The sequence below is a fragment of the Sorangium sp. So ce1014 genome (genome assembly GCF_051521505.1).
In the GTDB taxonomy this organism is placed as follows: domain Bacteria; phylum Myxococcota_A; class Polyangia; order Polyangiales; family Polyangiaceae; genus Sorangium.
On the sequence record NZ_CP150356.1, the window covers coordinates 11,505,018 to 11,522,215 of the forward strand.

The window sequence follows — 17,198 nt, forward strand, 5'->3', positions numbered from 1 at the left end:
CCGAGCCGCGTCAAGAGTGCATGGGCGATGGCCCCGCGCGCTCCGGCTGTCCTGGCGGCCACCTCCAGAGGACATTCAGATCACAGCGGCCTTCCGTAGTTTTCGTGACGCTGGGAGCTCGCGCCCGAGCGCTCAGGCGAAGGACTTGATGAGCACCGCCTGCGAGTACACGGCCACGAGGCCCGCGCGCTCCAGGTTGCGCTGCGAGGTGCTCCCCGGCTCCGTGACCGAGTAGGCGAGATCGCACCCCGCGCCGCGGGCGTACGCGAGGCGGGCGTCGATGACGGCGCGCTGCACGCCCCGGCCGCGGTGGGCCGCGAGCGTGCCGCCCGCGAACAGGAGCGCGATGCGCTCGTGCACGTAGACCGCGCCGACGCCGGTGACGGCGCCGTGGGTTGACGACGCGAAGAAGTACGCCGCCCCGGGGTCGTGGAAGCCCGCCTCGAAGAGGTCGGCCCCATCGGGCGGAGGCTCGCCCGGTGTGGCGAAGGCGGAGAGCGAGGCCGCGATCCACGCCGAGGCCTCCTCGCGCGCGGCGCGCCGCACGACCACGCCGCCGCGCGCGGCCGGCTCCGGCGCGTGGACCTCGGCGGCGGGGGCGAGGTGGCGCACGAGCACGGTGTCGAGCGAGTCCAGGCGGAAGCCGCGCTCCCCGAGCCGCGCGAGCAGCGAAGGGTGGGCAAAGGGCGAGACAAGGATGCGCGCCGCGGTGCCGCGCGAGGCGTAGAAGTCCTCGAGGGCCTCGACGTCGCGCGCCTCGACCGGGCCGCTCATGCCGAGGCCGGCCGCGCGCGAGAGCCGGGTGTGCGGGACGACGAACGCGGCGCGGCCGCCCGCGATGACGGCGACGGCGGCGCGCCGCGCCGGGACCCGCGCGGCGACCTCGCGCGCGAGCGCCTCGACCTTCGCGGCCTCGGCGGCCTCGATGCGGGCGGACAGGGCGTGATCGACGAAGGTAGGCCGGGGTGTCACGCGGGAAGCGTAGCGCCGGCGACGACGGCGCGGACGCCTTCTGCTGCCCGGCGGCTGGGCCAGCTCGTCGCTCGCTGCTCCGACCGCGGCCGACTTTGCCGGCCGGAGCTGCCGGTCTTCCGCCTCGTGCAGGGCTGAGGAGCGCCGGAGCGCCCCTCCCGCTACCCCGCGCGGCAGGAAAGGAGCTCGCCGTGCGTCCGTCGCACCGGCCCCTCGGCGCTCCGGGCGCCGAGGCGCGGTGTTCAGCTCGCGCTGGGGTCGGCGACGCGGCCGACGAACAGGAGACTGCCCGTCGCGTTGTCGCGGATGAGGAACAGGAAGGGACTCACGAGCGCGAGCGACGCCGGCTGGGGCGCCGACTCGTCGCCGACGATGACCGCGGTCGCGGCCGCCGCCTCGGTGCCGGCCTCGTTCACGCCGACGAACGCCTTGTGGAGGACGTCCTGGATGTAGGGCTGTCCCGTGGAATTGATCCCGGTAAAGTCCGCGGCGCCGAACGTGAACGCGATCTCCATCCCCATCGCCTTCAGCGTGTCCTTGAGGCTCAGCTCGTATTCGAATTTGAACCTGGGCATCGTTGTGTCGACAAGGTGCTCGCTCATCGCGCCGACGATGCCGTCGACCTTCGCCGCGTCGAGCGACGCCTCGAACGCGTCGAGCGTGCCCTTCTCCGGCAGGAGGAGCACCATCGACAGCTCGTCCCCGTCGTAGGGCATCGCGACCGCCTTGTAGCCGTCGCCCTCGGCGTACGGTATCTCCAGGTTGGCGTGCATCAGGGGCACGGTCACGTCGGTCCCGTCGGCCTTCTCGAACTGGCCGTCCTCCGTCGCGGTGGGCTCGAACGGGGTGCGCCACGCCGCGTTGAAATAGATGGCGTTCGTCAGGACAAGCACCGTCTCGGGGGTGATCGCCTCGACGGGCACCAGCTTTTCGATCTTGCCCTCGGTCCTGTCGCTGACCCAGCCGTTGATGAGATCGGCCGCGTCCTGCGGGTGGTCCAGGAAGTCCACGACGTGCATTCCGGCGCCGTAGTTCAGCCCGAGCGTGTCCAGGAAGGGCGCCTCGAACGGGTAGCCGATCTGCCCCCAGAGCGCGTTCACGACGTTGAGGCGGAAGCCCTCTCCGTCGGCGCCCTGGGCGCCCTGACCGCGGCTCTCGAGCTCCTGGTCGATCCAGTTGAACGCCGGGTGGAGCCTGTCCTGCCCGAGGTCGAAGTGCATCGTGTCGGCCATGGCCTCCTCGGTCTCGCCCTTCGCGCCGGCCCACGTCATCGCGAGCGCCGTCGAGATGCTGTAAGGCGAGTAGAAGACGTTGCCCGGCTTCTGGCGGAGCTGCTTGTAGAGGTCGAGCGAGAAGGCGGAGTTGCCCGAGACGAGCGCGGCCCTGTCCTCCGCGGGCACGTCGGGGGCCGAGATACGCTGTTTGTCCGAGGCGACCACACATCCGGGCTTGTCGGCGTCGTGGCACGCCTCGCCCCCGGGGTCGGGGTTCGGGTCCTCGTTCGGGTCGGTTGTCGTCTCGCAACCGAGGATCGCGGCCAGAGACAGGACGAAGGGCGGAGCGCAGGTTCGAAGGGTTCGCAGCATGCCGCTCGCCGAGCATTCGCCGTGCCGCCCCGGCCTCCGCTCGCGGGCTCCTGGGTCTCCGAGACGACACGCGCGCCCGCGTCCGAGCCGCCGCGCACCGCGCGCGCCCGACCCCTGACATCCGGCGAAACGGCTGGCCCGATCTGGCACAAGATCCCGGCCCGAGCCCGGCGCAGGCGGGCGCGAGCGAGGGTATCCATCACTCGAAGGAGCGGTCGGCTCCGCTCGTGTCGAGCTCGCCCGTCGTCCAGCCGAGCAGGCGCGGGAGCCCCGCCGAGGGGGCCCCTCGCGGGCCGCGGCGGGACGTCATCCGTGGCGCCCCCGGGCCGCGAACCGTGGTGTAATGGCCGCGAGCACCCCCGGGCAGCGGCTGCCGGGGAACACGCCGCGGTGCCCCCCTTGAGCGACTCTGCCCCGAAAGCGACGATCGCCGTGCTCGAGCGGAACCGCGTCGTCGGCCAGCGGATCGCCCGCGTCATGTCGGCCGCCGCCGGCATGCAGGACGTGCCCGTGGCCGGCGACCCCGCCGAGCTGCGCGCGCGGCTGTCCGAACGACCCCTGCTGCTCGGCTGCGACGCCGCCGATCTCGACCTCGCGCTCGAGTGGGCGGCCGAGCGCTACCCCAGCATGCAGCTCCTCGTGTGGACCTCCGGCAGCACCGACGCGCTCCTCCACGCCGCCCTGAAGGAGCCGCGGCTCTCCAGCATCGTCGGCTGGCCGAGCTTCGCCTCGATGCCCCGGCCGTGGGAGATCGCGCTCGCCGTCCGCCGCATCGTCAAGCCGCTCGCGCTCCCGCCCCGCCTGTCCGACCTGCTCTCCTGGGGCGCCACCATCGTGAAATGGCGCCCCCGCACGAGCGAGGACCGCGACCGCACCGTCGCGGAGGTCGCGCACTGGGCCGAGCGCGCCGGCGCCCCCGCGCGCGTCGCCGAGCGGCTCGCCGCGCTCGCCCACGAGCTGCTCATGAACGCCATGTACGACGCGCCCGTCGATGGCCGCGGGCGCCCGCGCTACACCCACGACCGGCGGTGCGACCTCGTGCTCGAGGAGAACGAGATCCCCACGCTGCGGCTCGGCACCGACGGCGCCCACATCGCCCTCCAGGCCCACGATCCGTTCGGCGGCCTGCAGCGACACCACGTCTTCGAGGGCATCACGCGCGGCCTGAGCGCCCGCGGCGCGGACTCCACCCGCGCCTCGGTGCTCGACACCTCGCGCGGCGGCGCTGGCCTCGGCATGCTCAAGATCTACGCGGCCGGCGCGGTGCTCGTCATCGACGTCTCGCCCACCACCTCGACCCTGGTCACCTCGTTCTGGGACCTCGACGTGAACCCGCGCGAGTTCCGCTCCCTCCCCGCATCCATCCACTTCTTCGAGCGCTCCGCGCCGGCGATGGAGACGCTGGAGCGGCCCGAGTGGTAGCGCGCAGGCTCGCCGCGCGCCCAGCGCAGCCCGCCCGGGAGGGACGCCATGGCTGAGATCGATCCGCTCCTCGCACGGCAGCTCAGGCGCCTCGGCCTGGAGGACCTCGGCGAGCCGCCCGACAGGGAGACCTGGAACAAGGTCGTCGCGCGCATCAGCGAGCATTACCGCCACGTCGCCGACGACAGGAGCCTGCTTACCCGCTCGCTCGACCTCTCGACGAACGAGATGGGCGCGCTCCACCGCAAGCTGCTCGCCGAGCGGGACCGCCTCCGCAGCGTCGTCGTCGCCATCGGGGACGCGCTGACCATCTTCCACGACGCCGCCAGCTCGCAGGTCGAGCCGGCGCGGCCGCACGACGTCGACTCGACAATCTCCATGGCCAAGCGGCGCTTCGCGACGAAGCTCAGCGATCTGCTCTCCCTGAGCGGCGCGGCGCCGGGCAGCGAGGCCGAGGGCGCCGCCCCGGCGAGCGAGGCGGACGAGGCGATCCACGAGGTCCGCGTCCAGCTCGTCGCGCTCGGGGACCGGCTCGTGCAGCTGCTCCACGAGACCGCCGAGCGGGCGTCGCTGAAGAAGCAGCTCGAGGTCGCGCGCGCCGTCCAGCAGATGCTCGTGCCGAGCGACGACGTCATCGAGCGGCGCTCGCTGCGGCTCGCCGGCCACTTCCAGCCCGCGGCGGAGTGCGGCGGCGACTGGTGGACCTTCCACGACCTGCCGCACGGCAAGCTGCTGACGGTCATCGGCGACGTGACCGGGCACGGCATCTCCTCCGCGATCATCACGGGGGCGGCGAAGGCCGCGTGCGACATCGCGCGCACGTTCGTGCGGGAGGAGCTCGGCGTCGCGCAGCTGCTCCGGCTCATGAACTGCTCGATCTTCGAGGCGGGGAAGCAGAAGTTCCTGATGACCTGCACGGCGTGCATCTTCGATCCGGAGGCCCGCTCGCTCTCCCTCGCGAACGCGGGCCACCCGTTCCCGTACCTCGTCAGGAACAACACCGTCCGCCAGCTCGCCGCGCAGGGCTCGCCGCTCGGGGCAGCGCGCTCGGCCGAGTACGCGGCGAGCACCGTGCAGCTGGAGGCCGGCGACGCCCTCCTCTGGTTCACCGACGGCGTGACCGAGTGCGAGAACGCGTCGAGCGAGCAGTTCACCGAGAAGCGGCTGCGTGCGCTCTTCCAGAGCGTCGCGACGCACGCGCCCGAGGAGGCGAGGGACGCGATCGTCGCGGCGGTCTCGCGGTTCCGCGGCGAGCGCTCCCTCGACGACGACATGACGCTCGTCGTGGCCCGCGTGCTGTAGCCTCAAGGGGACGAGCCCCATGATCCTCGAGACGTTCCATTACGATCGAGTCACGAAGAAGTGGTCGGTTCGGGTGCTGCCCGTGCTCGACAGCGACCGGACGCTGGTGCTGGTGTTCGGCGCGCCGGAGTTCCTGGACGACCCGGGGGCGATCCGCGAGCTGCGGCGGGCGTACCCGAGATCGCACATGGTGGGGTGCTCGAGCGCGGGGGAGATCGCGGGCACGTCGGTGCGCGACGGGACGTTGTCGGTGGCGGTGGCGCGGTTCGAGCGGACGGCGCTGTCGGCGGCGCAGGTGGAGGTGGCGAGCGCGTCGGGGTCGTTCGTTGCGGGGCAGGCGCTTGCGCGGAAGCTGGACCGGCCGGGGCTGCGCGGGGTGCTCGTGCTGTCGGAGGGGCTGGGGGTGAACGGCAGCCAGCTCGTGGCGGGGATGAACGCGGTGCTGCCGGAGTCGGTGGTGGTGACCGGGGGGCTGTCCGGGGACGGGACGCGGTTTCAGCGGACGTGGGTGTGCATCGGAGACACGGTGCGGAGCGGGCTCGTGGTGGCGGTGGGGCTGTACGGCGAGCACGTGGTGATCCAGCACGGGTCGAAGGGGGGCTGGGACAAGTTCGGTCCGGAGCGGGTTGTGACGCGCTCCGCGGGGAACGTGCTGTACGAGGTGGACGGCCGGCCGGCGCTGTCGCTGTACAAGGAGTACCTCGGGGACAAGGCGGCGGAGCTGCCGGCGTCGGCGCTGCTGTTCCCGCTGTCGCTGCGCGCGACGGCGCGGGACGAGAAGTTCCTCGTGCGCACGGTGCTGGCGGTGGACCACGAGCAGCAGTCGATGACGTTCGCGGGGGACGTGCCGGAAGGCCACCTCGTGCAGCTGATGAAGGCGGACTTCGAGCGGCTGATCGGGGGCGCGGAGCAGGCGGCGCGGGCGGCGAGCGAGGCGGGGCGAGCGGCGAGCGAGGCGGGCCGGGCGGCGGGGGGCAGGGCGGGAGCGAGCGAGAGCGCGCTGGCGATCGCGATCAGCTGCGTCGGTCGGCGGATCGTGCTGGGCGACCGGACCGAGGAGGAGGTCGAGGCGGTGCTGGGCGTGCTGCCGCGGGGCACGCAGGTGACGGGGTTCTACTCGTACGGGGAGATCTCGCCCTACGCCGCCGGCCACTGCGACCTGCACAACCAGACCATGACCCTCACCGTCCTCTCCGAGGCGCCCACCTCGCAGCTCGTCCGGGGCGAAGGCCCGCGGGAGCGAAGGCCGCGCCCCCCGACGGGGACGCCGGCCGTGGCCGCCCGCGTCGTCGCGCAGCCGGCGGGCGGGATGGCGGAGTTCGAGGAGCTCGAGGTCGCGTCCGACACCCACTTCGACCCGCTGTCGTTCGCGTCGCCGGCGTCGGGCGCGGCGCTCGGGATGCAGCTCGAGACGTTCTCGTTCTCACGCGAGACAGGCAAGTGGTCGGTGCGGGCGCTGCCCGCGCTCGACAGCGACCGGACGCTGGTGCTCGTGTTCGGCGCGCCGGAGTTCCTGGACGACCCGGGGGCGATCCGCGAGCTGCGGCGGGCGTACCCGAGATCGCACATGGTGGGGTGCTCGAGCGCGGGGGAGATCGCGGGCACGTCGGTGCGCGACGGGACGTTGTCGGTGGCGGTGGCGCGGTTCGAGCGGACGGCGCTGTCGGCGGCGCAGGTGGAGGTGGCGAGCGCGTCGGGGTCGTTCGTTGCGGGGCAGGCGCTTGCGCGGAAGCTGGACCGGCCGGGGCTGCGCGGGGTGCTCGTGCTGTCGGAGGGGCTGGGGGTGAACGGCAGCCAGCTCGTGGCGGGGATGAACGCGGTGCTGCCGGAGTCGGTGGTGGTGACCGGGGGGCTGTCCGGGGACGGGACGCGGTTTCAGCGGACGTGGGTGTGCATCGGAGACACGGTGCGGAGCGGGCTCGTGGCGGCGGTGGGGCTGTACGGCGAGCACGTGGTGATCCAGCACGGGTCGAAGGGGGGCTGGGACAAGTTCGGCCCGGAGCGGGTTGTGACGCGCTCTGCGGGGAACGTGCTGTACGAGGTGGACGGCCGGCCGGCGCTGTCGCTGTACAAGGAGTACCTCGGGGACAAGGCGGCGGAGCTGCCGGCGTCGGCGCTGCTGTTCCCGCTGTCGCTGCGCGCGACGGCGCGGGACGAGAAGTTCCTCGTGCGCACGGTGCTGGCGGTGGACCACGAGCAGCAGTCGATGACGTTCGCGGGGGACGTGCCGGAAGGCCACCTCGTGCAGCTGATGAAGGCGGACTTCGAGCGGCTGATCGGGGGCGCGGAGCAGGCGGCGCGGGCGGCGGGTCGAGCGGCGCCGGCGGTGGCGGGCGAGAGCGCGCTGGCGATCGCGATCAGCTGCGTGGGTCGGCGGATCGTGCTGGGCGACCGGGCCGAGGAGGAGGTCGAGGCGGTGCTGGGCGTGCTGCCGCGGGGCACGCAGGTGACGGGGTTCTACTCGTACGGGGAGATCTCGCCCTACGCCGCCGGCCACTGCGACCTGCACAACCAGACCATGACCCTCACCGTCCTCTCCGAGGCGCTCTCCCCCCTGCCGAGGAGCGAGCGCGCCGCGCCGGGGACGCTGCGCGCGGCGCACGACGGCGGCGAGGAGGCGCGGCCGGCGGTCGCGGAGGCGTGGCCGGCCGTCGAGGAGGTGCGGCCGACCATCCGCGTGCCGCCGAACGGCCACCGCGCGTCGCGCCCGCTGATCCCCGCGCCCCCCGCGCCCCCCTCGGGGCCGATCTCGTCGGCGCGCATGCCCACCACCGTGGACCGGCCGTCGCTGTCCGCCTGGTCGCAGCGCGTCGCGCCGACGCGGTGCGTGCCGCCCGCCGGCGCCTCCGGCCGCCTCGACAGCCTCGTGTTCGACCGGCGCAGGATCGGCGAGGTCCTCGTCGTCCGGCTCGCCGGGCGCATGACCGAGGCGTTCAAGGGAGCGGCGCTCGCCCGGGAGCTCGACGGCAAGGTCCTGCTCGATCTCGCCGGCGTCGAGCGGATCACGTCGTTCGGCGTCCGCGAGTGGCTCCAGATGATCCAGGCGGCCCAGCCCCGCCTCCGCGCCCTCTACCTCGCGCGCTGCTCCGAGCCGGTCGTCAACCAGCTCAGCATGATCCGGCGGTTCGCCGGGAACGGGCAGGTCGTCTCGTTCTACGCGCCCTACTGCTGCGAGTCGTGCGGCACCCAGTTCGAGCGGCTCGTCGACTGCGCCCACGACGCGGCCTCGCTCGCCGAGGGCAAGCCGCCCGAGGCGGTGTGCCCGCGCTGCCGCGGCGCCGGCGCCTTCGACGACGACGCCGAGACCTACTTCGGGTTCGTCGCCCAGCACGGCACCGGCGCCATCCCGCCGGACGTGCGGGAGGTCCTCGTCGAGCTCGAGAAGGGCGACGAGCCGTCGGGCGGCGACGCGGTGGAGAAGTCGGTCGAGGGGCGCGTCACGCGGCTCAAGGTAGGGAGCAAGCTGACCGCCTCGCTCCGCTGGAGCCGCATCATCGACGGCCTCGAGGGCCAGATCGTCTTCGACCTGAGCGGCGTCCCCGGGGTCACCGCCGACGGCGCGGCGCGCTTCGAGTCGGCGCTCCACAAGCTCGAGGGCGCCGTCGAGGCGGTCCGCATCGAGGGCTGTCCCTCGCTGCTGGCCGAGCGCGTGGCGAGCCCCTCCTGGCCGCAGCTCGCGCGGATCGAGTCCGCGGTCGTCGAGGGCCGCTGCGCGTCCTGCGGCGCGGTCCGGACGGCGCTCGTCGAGGTCGACAAGCACGCGGACCTGCTCCGCGGCGGCCAGGATCCGCGCGTCACCTGCAAGCGCTGCAACACGCCGCTCGCCTTCGACGGCTCCCGCTCGCTGCTCTCGCTGCTCGCCGCCCACGCGGCCCGCCCGCCCTCGGCCCCGCCGCCGGCCCTGCCTCCGTCGAGCGCCTCGCCGCAGCCGGCCGCTCACAGCGCGGCGGCGCCGCAGCCCGGCGCGGGCGCCAGCGCGGCGTTCGTCGCGCTGCTCGTCGGGGTGGCGCTCGTGGCCGCCGGCTTCGCGGTCTGGCGCACCGGGGCGCGCGCGTCCCTCGCGGGCGCCGCGGCGCCGGCGGGGCCCGCCGCGGCGCCCGCGGCCTCGGAGGCGCCCGCGGTCCCGGCGGCGCCCGCGATGGCCACGCGCGCGCCGGCGCCCTCCGCGAGCGGCCGGGCGCGGGCGGGCTGGTCTGTCATCGACGATCTCCCGCCCGCGTGGGTGGAGCGGCCGTTCGTCATCGAGGGCGACAGCGTCCTCGTCGTCGGCCGCGGCGGCCCGGCGGCCAGCGACGCGGACGCGCTCGCGGCGGCGCGCAGCAGCGCGATCGAGCGCCTCACGTCCGGCCTCGCCGCCGAGCTCGCGAGCTCACCTCTTGTCGAGCTCGTGGCCGTGCACCCGCCGGCCGAGACCCGGCCCGAGCAGCGCGCGGAGGTCGTCGAGCGCATCGCCCGGCGCTTCCTTGCCCAGGTCGGGTCGTTCGCGACGCCCGAGCGCGTCGACGCCGTCGTGCGGCGGGAAGGCGGCCGCGTCCTCGCGTTCGCGCGCTACAGGCTGCCGCGGCGGAGCTTCGACGCGGCCGCGGAGAGCTACCGCCAGACGGCCACGTTTCAGGGGCTCACCGTGGCGCGCTTCTTCCCCCAGCTCGAGGCGAGCGCGCGCACCTCCGGCGAGCTCGTCGTCGTCGCGGCTCCGCGCCCGCAGCGCGGCGCCGCGCCGGGGATCGCCGCGGGGGACATCGTGCTCGCGGTCGACGAGCGCCCGGTCCACTCGGTCGAGGCGTTCGGGAAGGCCGCGGCGGACGCGTGGGCGCGCACCCCGGCCGATGGTACGATGGCCCTCCAGATCGAGTCGCGCGGTGAGCGCCGCACCGTCCGCTTCGCGAAGTCCCAGGCCGAAGGCCCTCGATGAGCACCATGATCGCCTGCCGCGCTCCTTCCGAAGTGACGCTGCCGGCCTGCACGGCGGAGGCGAGCGCATGAGCGAGCGCCACGCCGCCGGCCCCCTGAGCGCCGCGTCGCGCCGCCCCGTCGCGCTCGGCAGGTACCGCCTGCTCAAGAAGATCGGCATGGGCGGGATGGCCGAGATCTGGGTGGCCTCCGTCGCGGGCATCTCGGGCGTGAAGAAGATCTGCGTCGTCAAACGGATCCTCCCGCACCTCATCGACAGCCCCGAGTTCGTGCGGATGTTCCTCGATGAGGCCCGCATCGCCGCCACCCTGGACCACCCCAACCTGGTCCAGATGTACGACATCGAGGAGGTCGACGGCGTCCCGGTGATCGCCATGGAGTACCTCCACGGCGAGGACCTCAGGACGGTCAAGAAGTCGCTCCGGTCGGCGAACCGGCGGATGCCGTTCGAGCACGCGATCACCATCGCGGCCGGCGTCGCGGCCGGGCTCCACTACGCGCACGAGAAGGTCGGCTTCGACGGCAGGCCGCTCGACATCGTCCACCGCGACGTGTCCCCGCACAACGTGTTCGTCACGTACGACGGGGCCGTGAAGATCCTCGACTTCGGGATCGCCAAGGCGGCGAACCGCGTCAACGAGACGCGCGACGGCGCGCTCAAGGGCAAGGTCCCGTACATGTCGCCCGAGCAGTGCACGAGCGAGCAGCTCGATCGCCGGAGCGACATCTACTCGGTCGGCATCCTGCTCTACGAGATGTCGACGGGCAGCCGGCTGTTCCGGCGCGGCGTCACCGAGTTCGAGCTGATGCGGGCGATCGTCGAGGACCCGGTGCTGCCGCCGATCGAGGTGTGCAGCGACTACCCGCCGGAGCTCCAGCGGATCGTGCTCAAGTGCCTGGAGCGGGACCGGGAGAAGCGGTACGCGACCGCGCGGGACCTCCAGATCGACCTCGAGGCCTTCGCCCGGGAGGAGCGGCTCGCCACCTCGTCGCTGGCCCTGTCGTCGTTCATGGCGGAGCTGTTCGGCCAGCGGGTGGAGGCGTGGCGCGGCGCGCTCTCCTCGGAGGCGGACCTCCTCTCGCACATCGTCCAGAAGCAGGAGTCGATCCAGAACGACGACTCGTTCGCGGGCGAGCTGGACGTCGTGGCCGCGGCGCCGCAGGGCGCGCTCAGCACCGAGCGCCCCGGCGGGGTCGCCACGAAGCTGTCGGCGCCGCTCTTCGCGGCGTCGCGGCTCGGGTCCGCGCACGACCTGGATCCGCCGCCGCGCTCGAGGAGGCACCCGTCGCCGTCGCTCGTGGACGCCGTCTCCGGGGCCGAGCCCGAGGGGGCGCACGGGCCCCGGGCCCTCACGGTGACAAAGCGCCGGCTGGGCAGCCTGCTGATCGTCTCGCTGTCGGGGCGGATGACCGAGGAGCTCCAGGGGCTCGCCGTCGCGCGGGGCATCTCGGGCCGCGTGCTCTTCGATCTGGGCGGGGTGCAGCGGGTCACGTCGTTCGGCGTGCGCGAGTGGATGGCGATGCTGGCCGAGGTCTCGCTGAACGCGTCCGAGATCTACATCGGCCGCTGTACCGAGCCGATCGTCAACCAGGTCAGCATGATCCGCCGCTTTTTCGGCGACGGGCGCGTCGCGTCCTTCTACGGTCCGTACCGGTGCGAGCGCTGCGGCGCCACGTTCGAGCGGCTGTTCGACTGCGACAGGGACGCGCACCTCGTCAGGACGCACGAGCCGCCCGCGAGCCCCTGCCCGCGCTGCGGCGGGGCGGCGGTGTTCGACGACGACGCCGAGAGCTACTTCGCGTTCGCGGTCAGCCACGCGGGGATCCAGCTGCCCGAGGACGTGCGGGTCGCGCTCGACGAGCTCGCGCGGCTCGACGCCGGGACGCACGAGGCGATCGAGAAGACGGTGGACGAGCGCGGGACGCGCATCCGCGTGCGCGGAAAGCTCGACGCGCACGTCCGGTGGAAGCGCGCGCTCGACGGGATCGAGGGGGATCTGGTCCTCGATCTCACCGGGGGGGCGGGGGTGACGCCCGAGGGGGCGCGGGCGCTCGAGCTGTCGCTCCGCGCGCTGGGCGACGAGGTGACGTCGATCCAGATCGAGGGCTGTCCTGTCGCGCTGCTCGACCACCTCGCCTCGGCGGCGCCCCCGCTGCGGGCGGTCGTGGTCTCGGCGCTCGTCGACGGCGCCTGCGAGCGGTGCAATGCGCCCCGGCAGACGCTGCTCGACGTGAGGGAGGCCGCCCTGGCCGCGCTCGAGGACCGGGAGCCGTACATGCCGTGCAAGCGGTGCAACGCGCCGCTCTCGTTCCTGCCGCTCCGGCCGGCGCTGAAGCGGCTAGGCGCCGCGCTGGAGCCGCCGCACGCGCCCTCCAGGACGCCCGCGCCGGCGGCGGTGGCGATGCGCTCGGCCGCGGGGGCGGCGGTGGCCGCGGGGGCGCCGGCGTCGAGGGGGCCGGCTTCAGGGGCAGCGGCGGGGGCGCCGGCGTCCGGGGGGGCGACGGCGCGCCGGCGGGCGCGGGTCGCGACCGTCTCGGCGGCCGGCGGCCCCGGCGCGCGGTGGGCGTTCGCGGCGGTCGGGGCGGCGGCGGCGCTGCTGATCCTCAGCGTGGGCTTCGCGTACCTCGGCTGGGGCCGTCCGCGCCCCGCCGCCGGGGCGGGGACGGCGCCCGCGGCGAGCGCGGGGTGGCGCACGGCGCCGCCGGCCGACGAGATGCCTCCCTGGATGCAGCAGCCGTTCGCCGCCGAGGGCGACGCGATCTTCGTGGTCGGCGAGGGCGCCGGCGAGACCCGGGAGGCGGCGCTGTCGGCCGCGCGCGCCGACGCCATCTCGCGGCTCGCCAGCCACGTCGTGCCCGCGCTCGCGGGGTCGCAGGCGTATGGCTTCCTCCAGGCGCGCGGCGGCGGCGCGCGGCGGGCCGGCATGGCGGAGGCCGAGGCGAGCCGGTACCTGAAGCAGGTCGGCGCGTTCGCCACCCCCGAGCGCGTCGACGCGCGCGTCCAGGAGCGCGACGGCGCCGTGATGGCCGTCGCGCGCTACCGCATGCGCAAGGAGAGCTTCGACGCGGCCGTGCAGAGCTACCGGCGCACCGTGGGCGCGTTCGGGCTGACGGTGGCGCCCATCTTCCCCCTGCTCGAAGGCGAGCTGAAGACGAGCGGCGACGCCGTGGTGGTGGCCGTGGACGACAGCAGCCCCGCCGCCTCCGCCGGCGTCCGCGTCGGCGACGTGGTGGTCGCCGTCAACGGCCGGCCGCTCGCCAACTTTGACGCATTGCGTTATGGGCTGCTGAACGTGCAGGAGAACGCCGCGGTCGAGCTCACGGTCGAGTCGGGCGGCGCGCGGCGGACGATCGCGATGAAGAGGGCGAGCGGGGGGCAGGGAGGCGGCTGAGCCGGCCATTGCGGCAGGGTGGGCATTGCGGCGCGGCGCTCTCGGTCGGAGGCTTCGGACATGCGCGGCCTGGAAGAGATCCAAGGGCTGGAGGTCGGCACCCTGATCGCTGGCAAGTACCGCGTGGATCGCCTGCTCGACAAGGGGGCGATGGGCGCGGTGGTCGCCGCGACCCACATGGATCTCGGTGAGCTCCGGGCGATCAAGCTGCTGTTGCCGGCCACCGCCGCCGACCCGGAGATGTGCGGGCGTTTCCTCCGGGAGGCGCGGATCGCGGCGCGGCTCAAGAGCGAGCATGCGGTCAAGGTGCACGACGTCGGGCGGCTCGAGGGCGGGCTGCCCTTCCTGGTGATGGAGTTCCTCGACGGCCGCGATCTCCGGGTCCTCCGCAAGAAGCGGGGCCCGCTGCCGATCGAGGAGGCGACGCTCTACGTGATCCAGGCCTGCGACGCGCTCGCGGAGGCCCACGCGATGGGGCTCGTGCACCGCGACGTGAAGCCGGCCAACCTCTTCTTGACGCACACCCGCGAGGGCACGCCGTGCATCAAGGTGCTCGACTTCGGGATCTCCAAGGTATCGGAGGCGGCGTGGCTGGGGGTCGCCGAGATGCGGACGAGCACGGGCCAGATGCTCGGGACGCCGCACTACATGCCTCCCGAGCAGATGCGCGGCGAGCGCGACGTCGACGCGCGCGCGGACATCTGGGCGGTCGGCTCGCTGCTGTACGTCCTGCTCACGGGCCGGTATCCGATGCACGCCCGCTCGGTCCAGACGGTCTCGCTCGTGCTCGGCGGCCAGTTCGTGCCGCCGCTGCCGTCGAAGGTCCGCCGCGGGCTCACGCCGGAGATCGATCCGATCATCATGCGGTGTCTCGAGAGGGACCGCGACAGGCGCTGGCCCGACCTGGCGGAGCTCGTGCTGGCGCTCCGCCCGTTCGCGCCGCCCGCTGCCCAGCCGCTCGTCGAGCGCATCGAGCGCATGCTCCACGGGGGCCTGCGCGACTCGCTCTCGGTCCCGCCGCCCTCGGCTCCAGGCGCGGAGGTCGAGCCTGGGGAGCCGAGCGAGGTCGTCACCGTGCGGGACAGGCCGTGCGCGCCGGCGGCCGGTCCCGCGGGGCCGGGCGAGGCCGCCGCGGTGCCGGAGGGGCCGTGCGTGCCGGCGGCCGGTCCCGCGGGGCCGGGCGAGGCCGCCGCGGTGCCGGAGGGGCCGGGCGTGCCGGCGGAGGCCGGTCCCGTGGCGCGGGGGGAGGGGGGCACCGCACCGGCCGGGCCGCGGGTCGAGGAGGCCCCCGAGAGGGCGCTCGCCGACCCGGGCTTGCCCGACAGGGACTCCTCGGCGTCATGGGAGCGGCGGCTGCGCTCGCCTCCCCGGGCGCCCTTCGTCCTGGCGGCGGTGGCGGCGGTGATCGTCGCCGTGCTGCTCGTGAGCGGCAGGAGCCTCCCGGCTCCCGGCTCGGCCCCGCGGGGACAAGGGAACCTGGTCAGCGCTCCTCCTCGGTGACACGGGAATGGGCTCGGTGACACGGGAATGCGCGACTCCCGTGCTGCCGGGGAGGTGCTCCGAGGCGCGGAGTGCCGCCGGAGGATGGATTCAACGTGTCACGGGCGCAGCGCGGCGGCCCGCGTCACTTGCTCTGCGCGATGACGCCGCAGCCGATGCGCCCTCCGGCGTTGCCGGAGGGCTGGCTGCCGTCGTCCTGCTTCTCGTGGACGATGATGGCGCGGCCGAGGAAGGTGTTCGGGGCGCCCTGCTTGAGACTGGCGCCCTGGGCGACGATCTCGTGGGTGCCGGTCCCATCGGGCTTGACCTCGATATTGCCGAGATCGCCGAGGTGCCGAGCCGAGGCGTCGGGGAGGCCGTGCGGGTGGTTATCGGGGTTGTAGTGCGCGCCCGCGCTCTTCGCGTCCGGCGCGCTGCAGTCGCCGGTCTCGTGCACGTGCACGGCGATCTTGCCCTTGGGAGCGCCCGCGACCTGGATGGCGACCTTCACGCCGCCCTCGACCTCGGTGAAGGTCGCGGAGCCCTTCAGCTTCGACTTGGTCCGCGCCTCGATGGGCACCTCGATGGTCACGGGCGGCGCGGGCGCGGCGCTGTCGCCCTGCGGGGGGCTGGCCGCGGCCTCCGGCGCCGGCGCCGGCGCAGCGGGCGTCTCGGGCGCGGGCTGCGTCGGCTGGGCGGGCACGTCGGGGACCGCGGGGGCCGGCTCGGGCGCGCCGCCGCAGGCGGCAACGACCAGGACGAACGAGGCGAGCAGCGAGAGGGGATAGGCCGGTTTCATCACAGCGGAGACCTCCATGTTTGTGAGGCGTTGAACCACCGCCGTCTCGTAGAGCGGACCCGGCGAGCGATCAACCGGCGAGCCCGACAATCGTCCGCCGCCGCGAGCACCCGTCCCGATTCGTCCCCACGCTCCGCGCAGGCCGCAGGCCCGGGGAGCCCCTCCCGGCTCGGGCCCCGGAGCTGAAATGAACGAGGCGCGGAGTCCACCTCCGCGCCTCTGGCGAGCTCAGCGGCGTGAGCTCACTTCGCGGGCGGGCAGCCGATGGGCTTTGTGTCGAGCACGACGTCATCGATCCACATCGTGCGGGGCTCGTCGGGCTGATAGGACTCCCAGCCGAAGCCGATGCTGGTGAACTCCGGCGCGGTCCACTCGAAGTTCTCCACCCCGTTGGCGCAGCCCTGGCCGGTCCCGGACATCTTGAGCTCGGCGATCTCCGCGCTGTTCAGCCAGAAGCGCATCTCGTTGTTCGGCCCGTCGAAGCTGAACTCGACGCACGTCCACTGGCCGACCGGGACCACCTTCCCCTCGGCGTGATGCCAGCAGTCCGTCGCCGGCGCCGTCGGCGGAGTGCTCCATTGCCCGGGCGTATCGTAGTTCGCCATGAGCTGGCTGCCGCCATCGATCGGATGCTGGCCGCCATAGCGGTACGTGGCCGAGTAGGGCATCCCCTCGAAGTCGCTGTCCGGAACGACGCCCGCGCCGTCAACAAGGGTCCAGTGCACATCCGTGGCCGGCGCCGACTCGAGCAAGTACATCATGCGGCCGTGGATGACGTTCCCCTCGACGGGCAAGGCGGCCGCGTCCTTGAACTGGATCATGGCGGACTTGTAGTTGTTGTCTCCCGAGCTCGCGGGCGTGGTCACCTTGATCGACTTGGTGCCGCTGTACGCCATGGCCGTGTCGACCGAGACGGCGGAGCCATCCATGGCCGTGTAGACCTCCCACTTGCCGCCGGGCGCGCCCTGGGCCTCGTACGACTCGAAGTCGTCGCAGAGCAGCGACCCCTCGGCACAGGCCGAGTCGCCGCCGCCGCCCGCGCCCGCGCCGCCCGTGCCGGTGGTCGCGCCGCCGCCGTCGCCGCCCGTGCCGGTGGTCGCGCCGCCGCCGCCGCCGCCCGTGCCGGTACCGGTGCCGGTACCGGTGCCGGTCGAGGTCGACGCGCCTGTCGTGCCGCCGTCATCATCCGAGCACGCGGCTGCGCCCACTCCCGATGTCACGAGCAGGCCCAGCAAGGTAATACAATGTCGAAGCTTCATGTTCGTCCTGTCCTCCGCGGCGACTATTGCACGAGCGCGTCGCGTGGTTCAAGAACGAACGATTTCGACAGATCCC

9 protein-coding genes are annotated in these 17,198 nt (G+C 73.8%); 5 read left to right on the plus strand and 4 right to left on the minus strand.

The features are described 5' to 3' along the window. Positions 1-132 precede the first annotated feature (132 nt). Both WME75_RS43380 and WME75_RS43385 read right to left on the minus strand, forming a co-directional pair. Positions 133-972, minus strand: coding sequence for an N-acetyltransferase (locus WME75_RS43380; RefSeq protein WP_437483642.1), 840 nt, complete (start codon positions 970-972; stop codon positions 133-135). 242 nt (positions 973-1,214) lie between these two features. Beyond that, positions 1,215-2,558 carry a serpin family protein gene (locus WME75_RS43385; RefSeq protein WP_437483644.1) on the minus strand — a complete coding sequence of 448 codons (1,344 nt, stop codon included), beginning with the start codon at positions 2,556-2,558 and terminating at the stop codon, positions 1,215-1,217. A gap of 399 nt (positions 2,559-2,957) precedes the next feature. Here WME75_RS43385 and WME75_RS43390 point away from each other — a divergent pair, with 399 nt between their 5' ends. The 5 genes from WME75_RS43390 (at position 2,958) to WME75_RS43410 (ending at position 15,085) form a co-directional block, all read left to right on the plus strand. Further along, a complete protein-coding gene (locus WME75_RS43390) occupies positions 2,958-3,980 on the plus strand; it encodes a hypothetical protein (protein WP_437483646.1) in 1,023 nt (340 codons plus the stop codon). 48 nt (positions 3,981-4,028) lie between these two features. Next, the gene (locus tag WME75_RS43395) at positions 4,029-5,282 is read left to right on the plus strand and encodes a PP2C family protein-serine/threonine phosphatase (RefSeq protein WP_437483648.1); all 1,254 of its coding nucleotides are present in this window, start codon (positions 4,029-4,031) and stop codon (positions 5,280-5,282) included. 19 nt (positions 5,283-5,301) lie between these two features. After that, a complete protein-coding gene (locus WME75_RS43400) occupies positions 5,302-10,194 on the plus strand; it encodes an FIST N-terminal domain-containing protein (RefSeq protein WP_437483649.1) in 4,893 nt (1,630 codons plus the stop codon). A 67-nt stretch (positions 10,195-10,261) separates the two neighbouring features. Beyond that, positions 10,262-13,585, plus strand: a complete 3,324-nt coding sequence (locus tag WME75_RS43405) for a protein kinase domain-containing protein (RefSeq protein WP_437483651.1) — start codon at positions 10,262-10,264, stop codon at positions 13,583-13,585. 60 nt (positions 13,586-13,645) lie between these two features. Next, positions 13,646-15,085, plus strand: a complete 1,440-nt coding sequence (locus WME75_RS43410) for a protein kinase domain-containing protein (protein ID WP_437483653.1) — start codon at positions 13,646-13,648, stop codon at positions 15,083-15,085. Between the two features lie 124 nt (positions 15,086-15,209). Here WME75_RS43410 and WME75_RS43415 read toward each other — a convergent pair whose 3' ends face one another. Together WME75_RS43415 and WME75_RS43420 are read right to left on the minus strand one after the other, a co-directional pair. After that, entirely contained in the window at positions 15,210-15,863 is a 654-nt protein-coding gene (locus WME75_RS43415; RefSeq protein ID WP_437483655.1) for a superoxide dismutase family protein, read from the minus strand. Between the two features lie 242 nt (positions 15,864-16,105). Next, complete coding sequence (locus tag WME75_RS43420; RefSeq protein ID WP_437483657.1) at positions 16,106-17,122, minus strand: hypothetical protein; 1,017 nt, start codon at positions 17,120-17,122, stop codon at positions 16,106-16,108. Positions 17,123-17,198: the final 76 nt, after the last annotated feature.

Excerpts from the sequence above, each read along its gene's own strand:
- WME75_RS43415 (WP_437483655.1), bottom strand. The coding sequence starts at position 15,863 with ATGAAACCGGCCTATCCCCTCTCGCTGCTCGCCTCGTTCGTCCTGGTC.
- WME75_RS43385 (WP_437483644.1), bottom strand. The coding sequence starts at position 2,558 with ATGCTGCGAACCCTTCGAACCTGCGCTCCGCCCTTCGTCCTGTCTCTG.
- WME75_RS43405 (WP_437483651.1), top strand. The coding sequence starts at position 10,262 with ATGAGCGAGCGCCACGCCGCCGGCCCCCTGAGCGCCGCGTCGCGCCGC.
- WME75_RS43420 (WP_437483657.1), bottom strand. The coding sequence starts at position 17,122 with ATGAAGCTTCGACATTGTATTACCTTGCTGGGCCTGCTCGTGACATCG.
- WME75_RS43410 (WP_437483653.1), top strand. The coding sequence starts at position 13,646 with ATGCGCGGCCTGGAAGAGATCCAAGGGCTGGAGGTCGGCACCCTGATC.
- WME75_RS43395 (WP_437483648.1), top strand. The coding sequence starts at position 4,029 with ATGGCTGAGATCGATCCGCTCCTCGCACGGCAGCTCAGGCGCCTCGGC.
- WME75_RS43400 (WP_437483649.1), top strand. The coding sequence starts at position 5,302 with ATGATCCTCGAGACGTTCCATTACGATCGAGTCACGAAGAAGTGGTCG.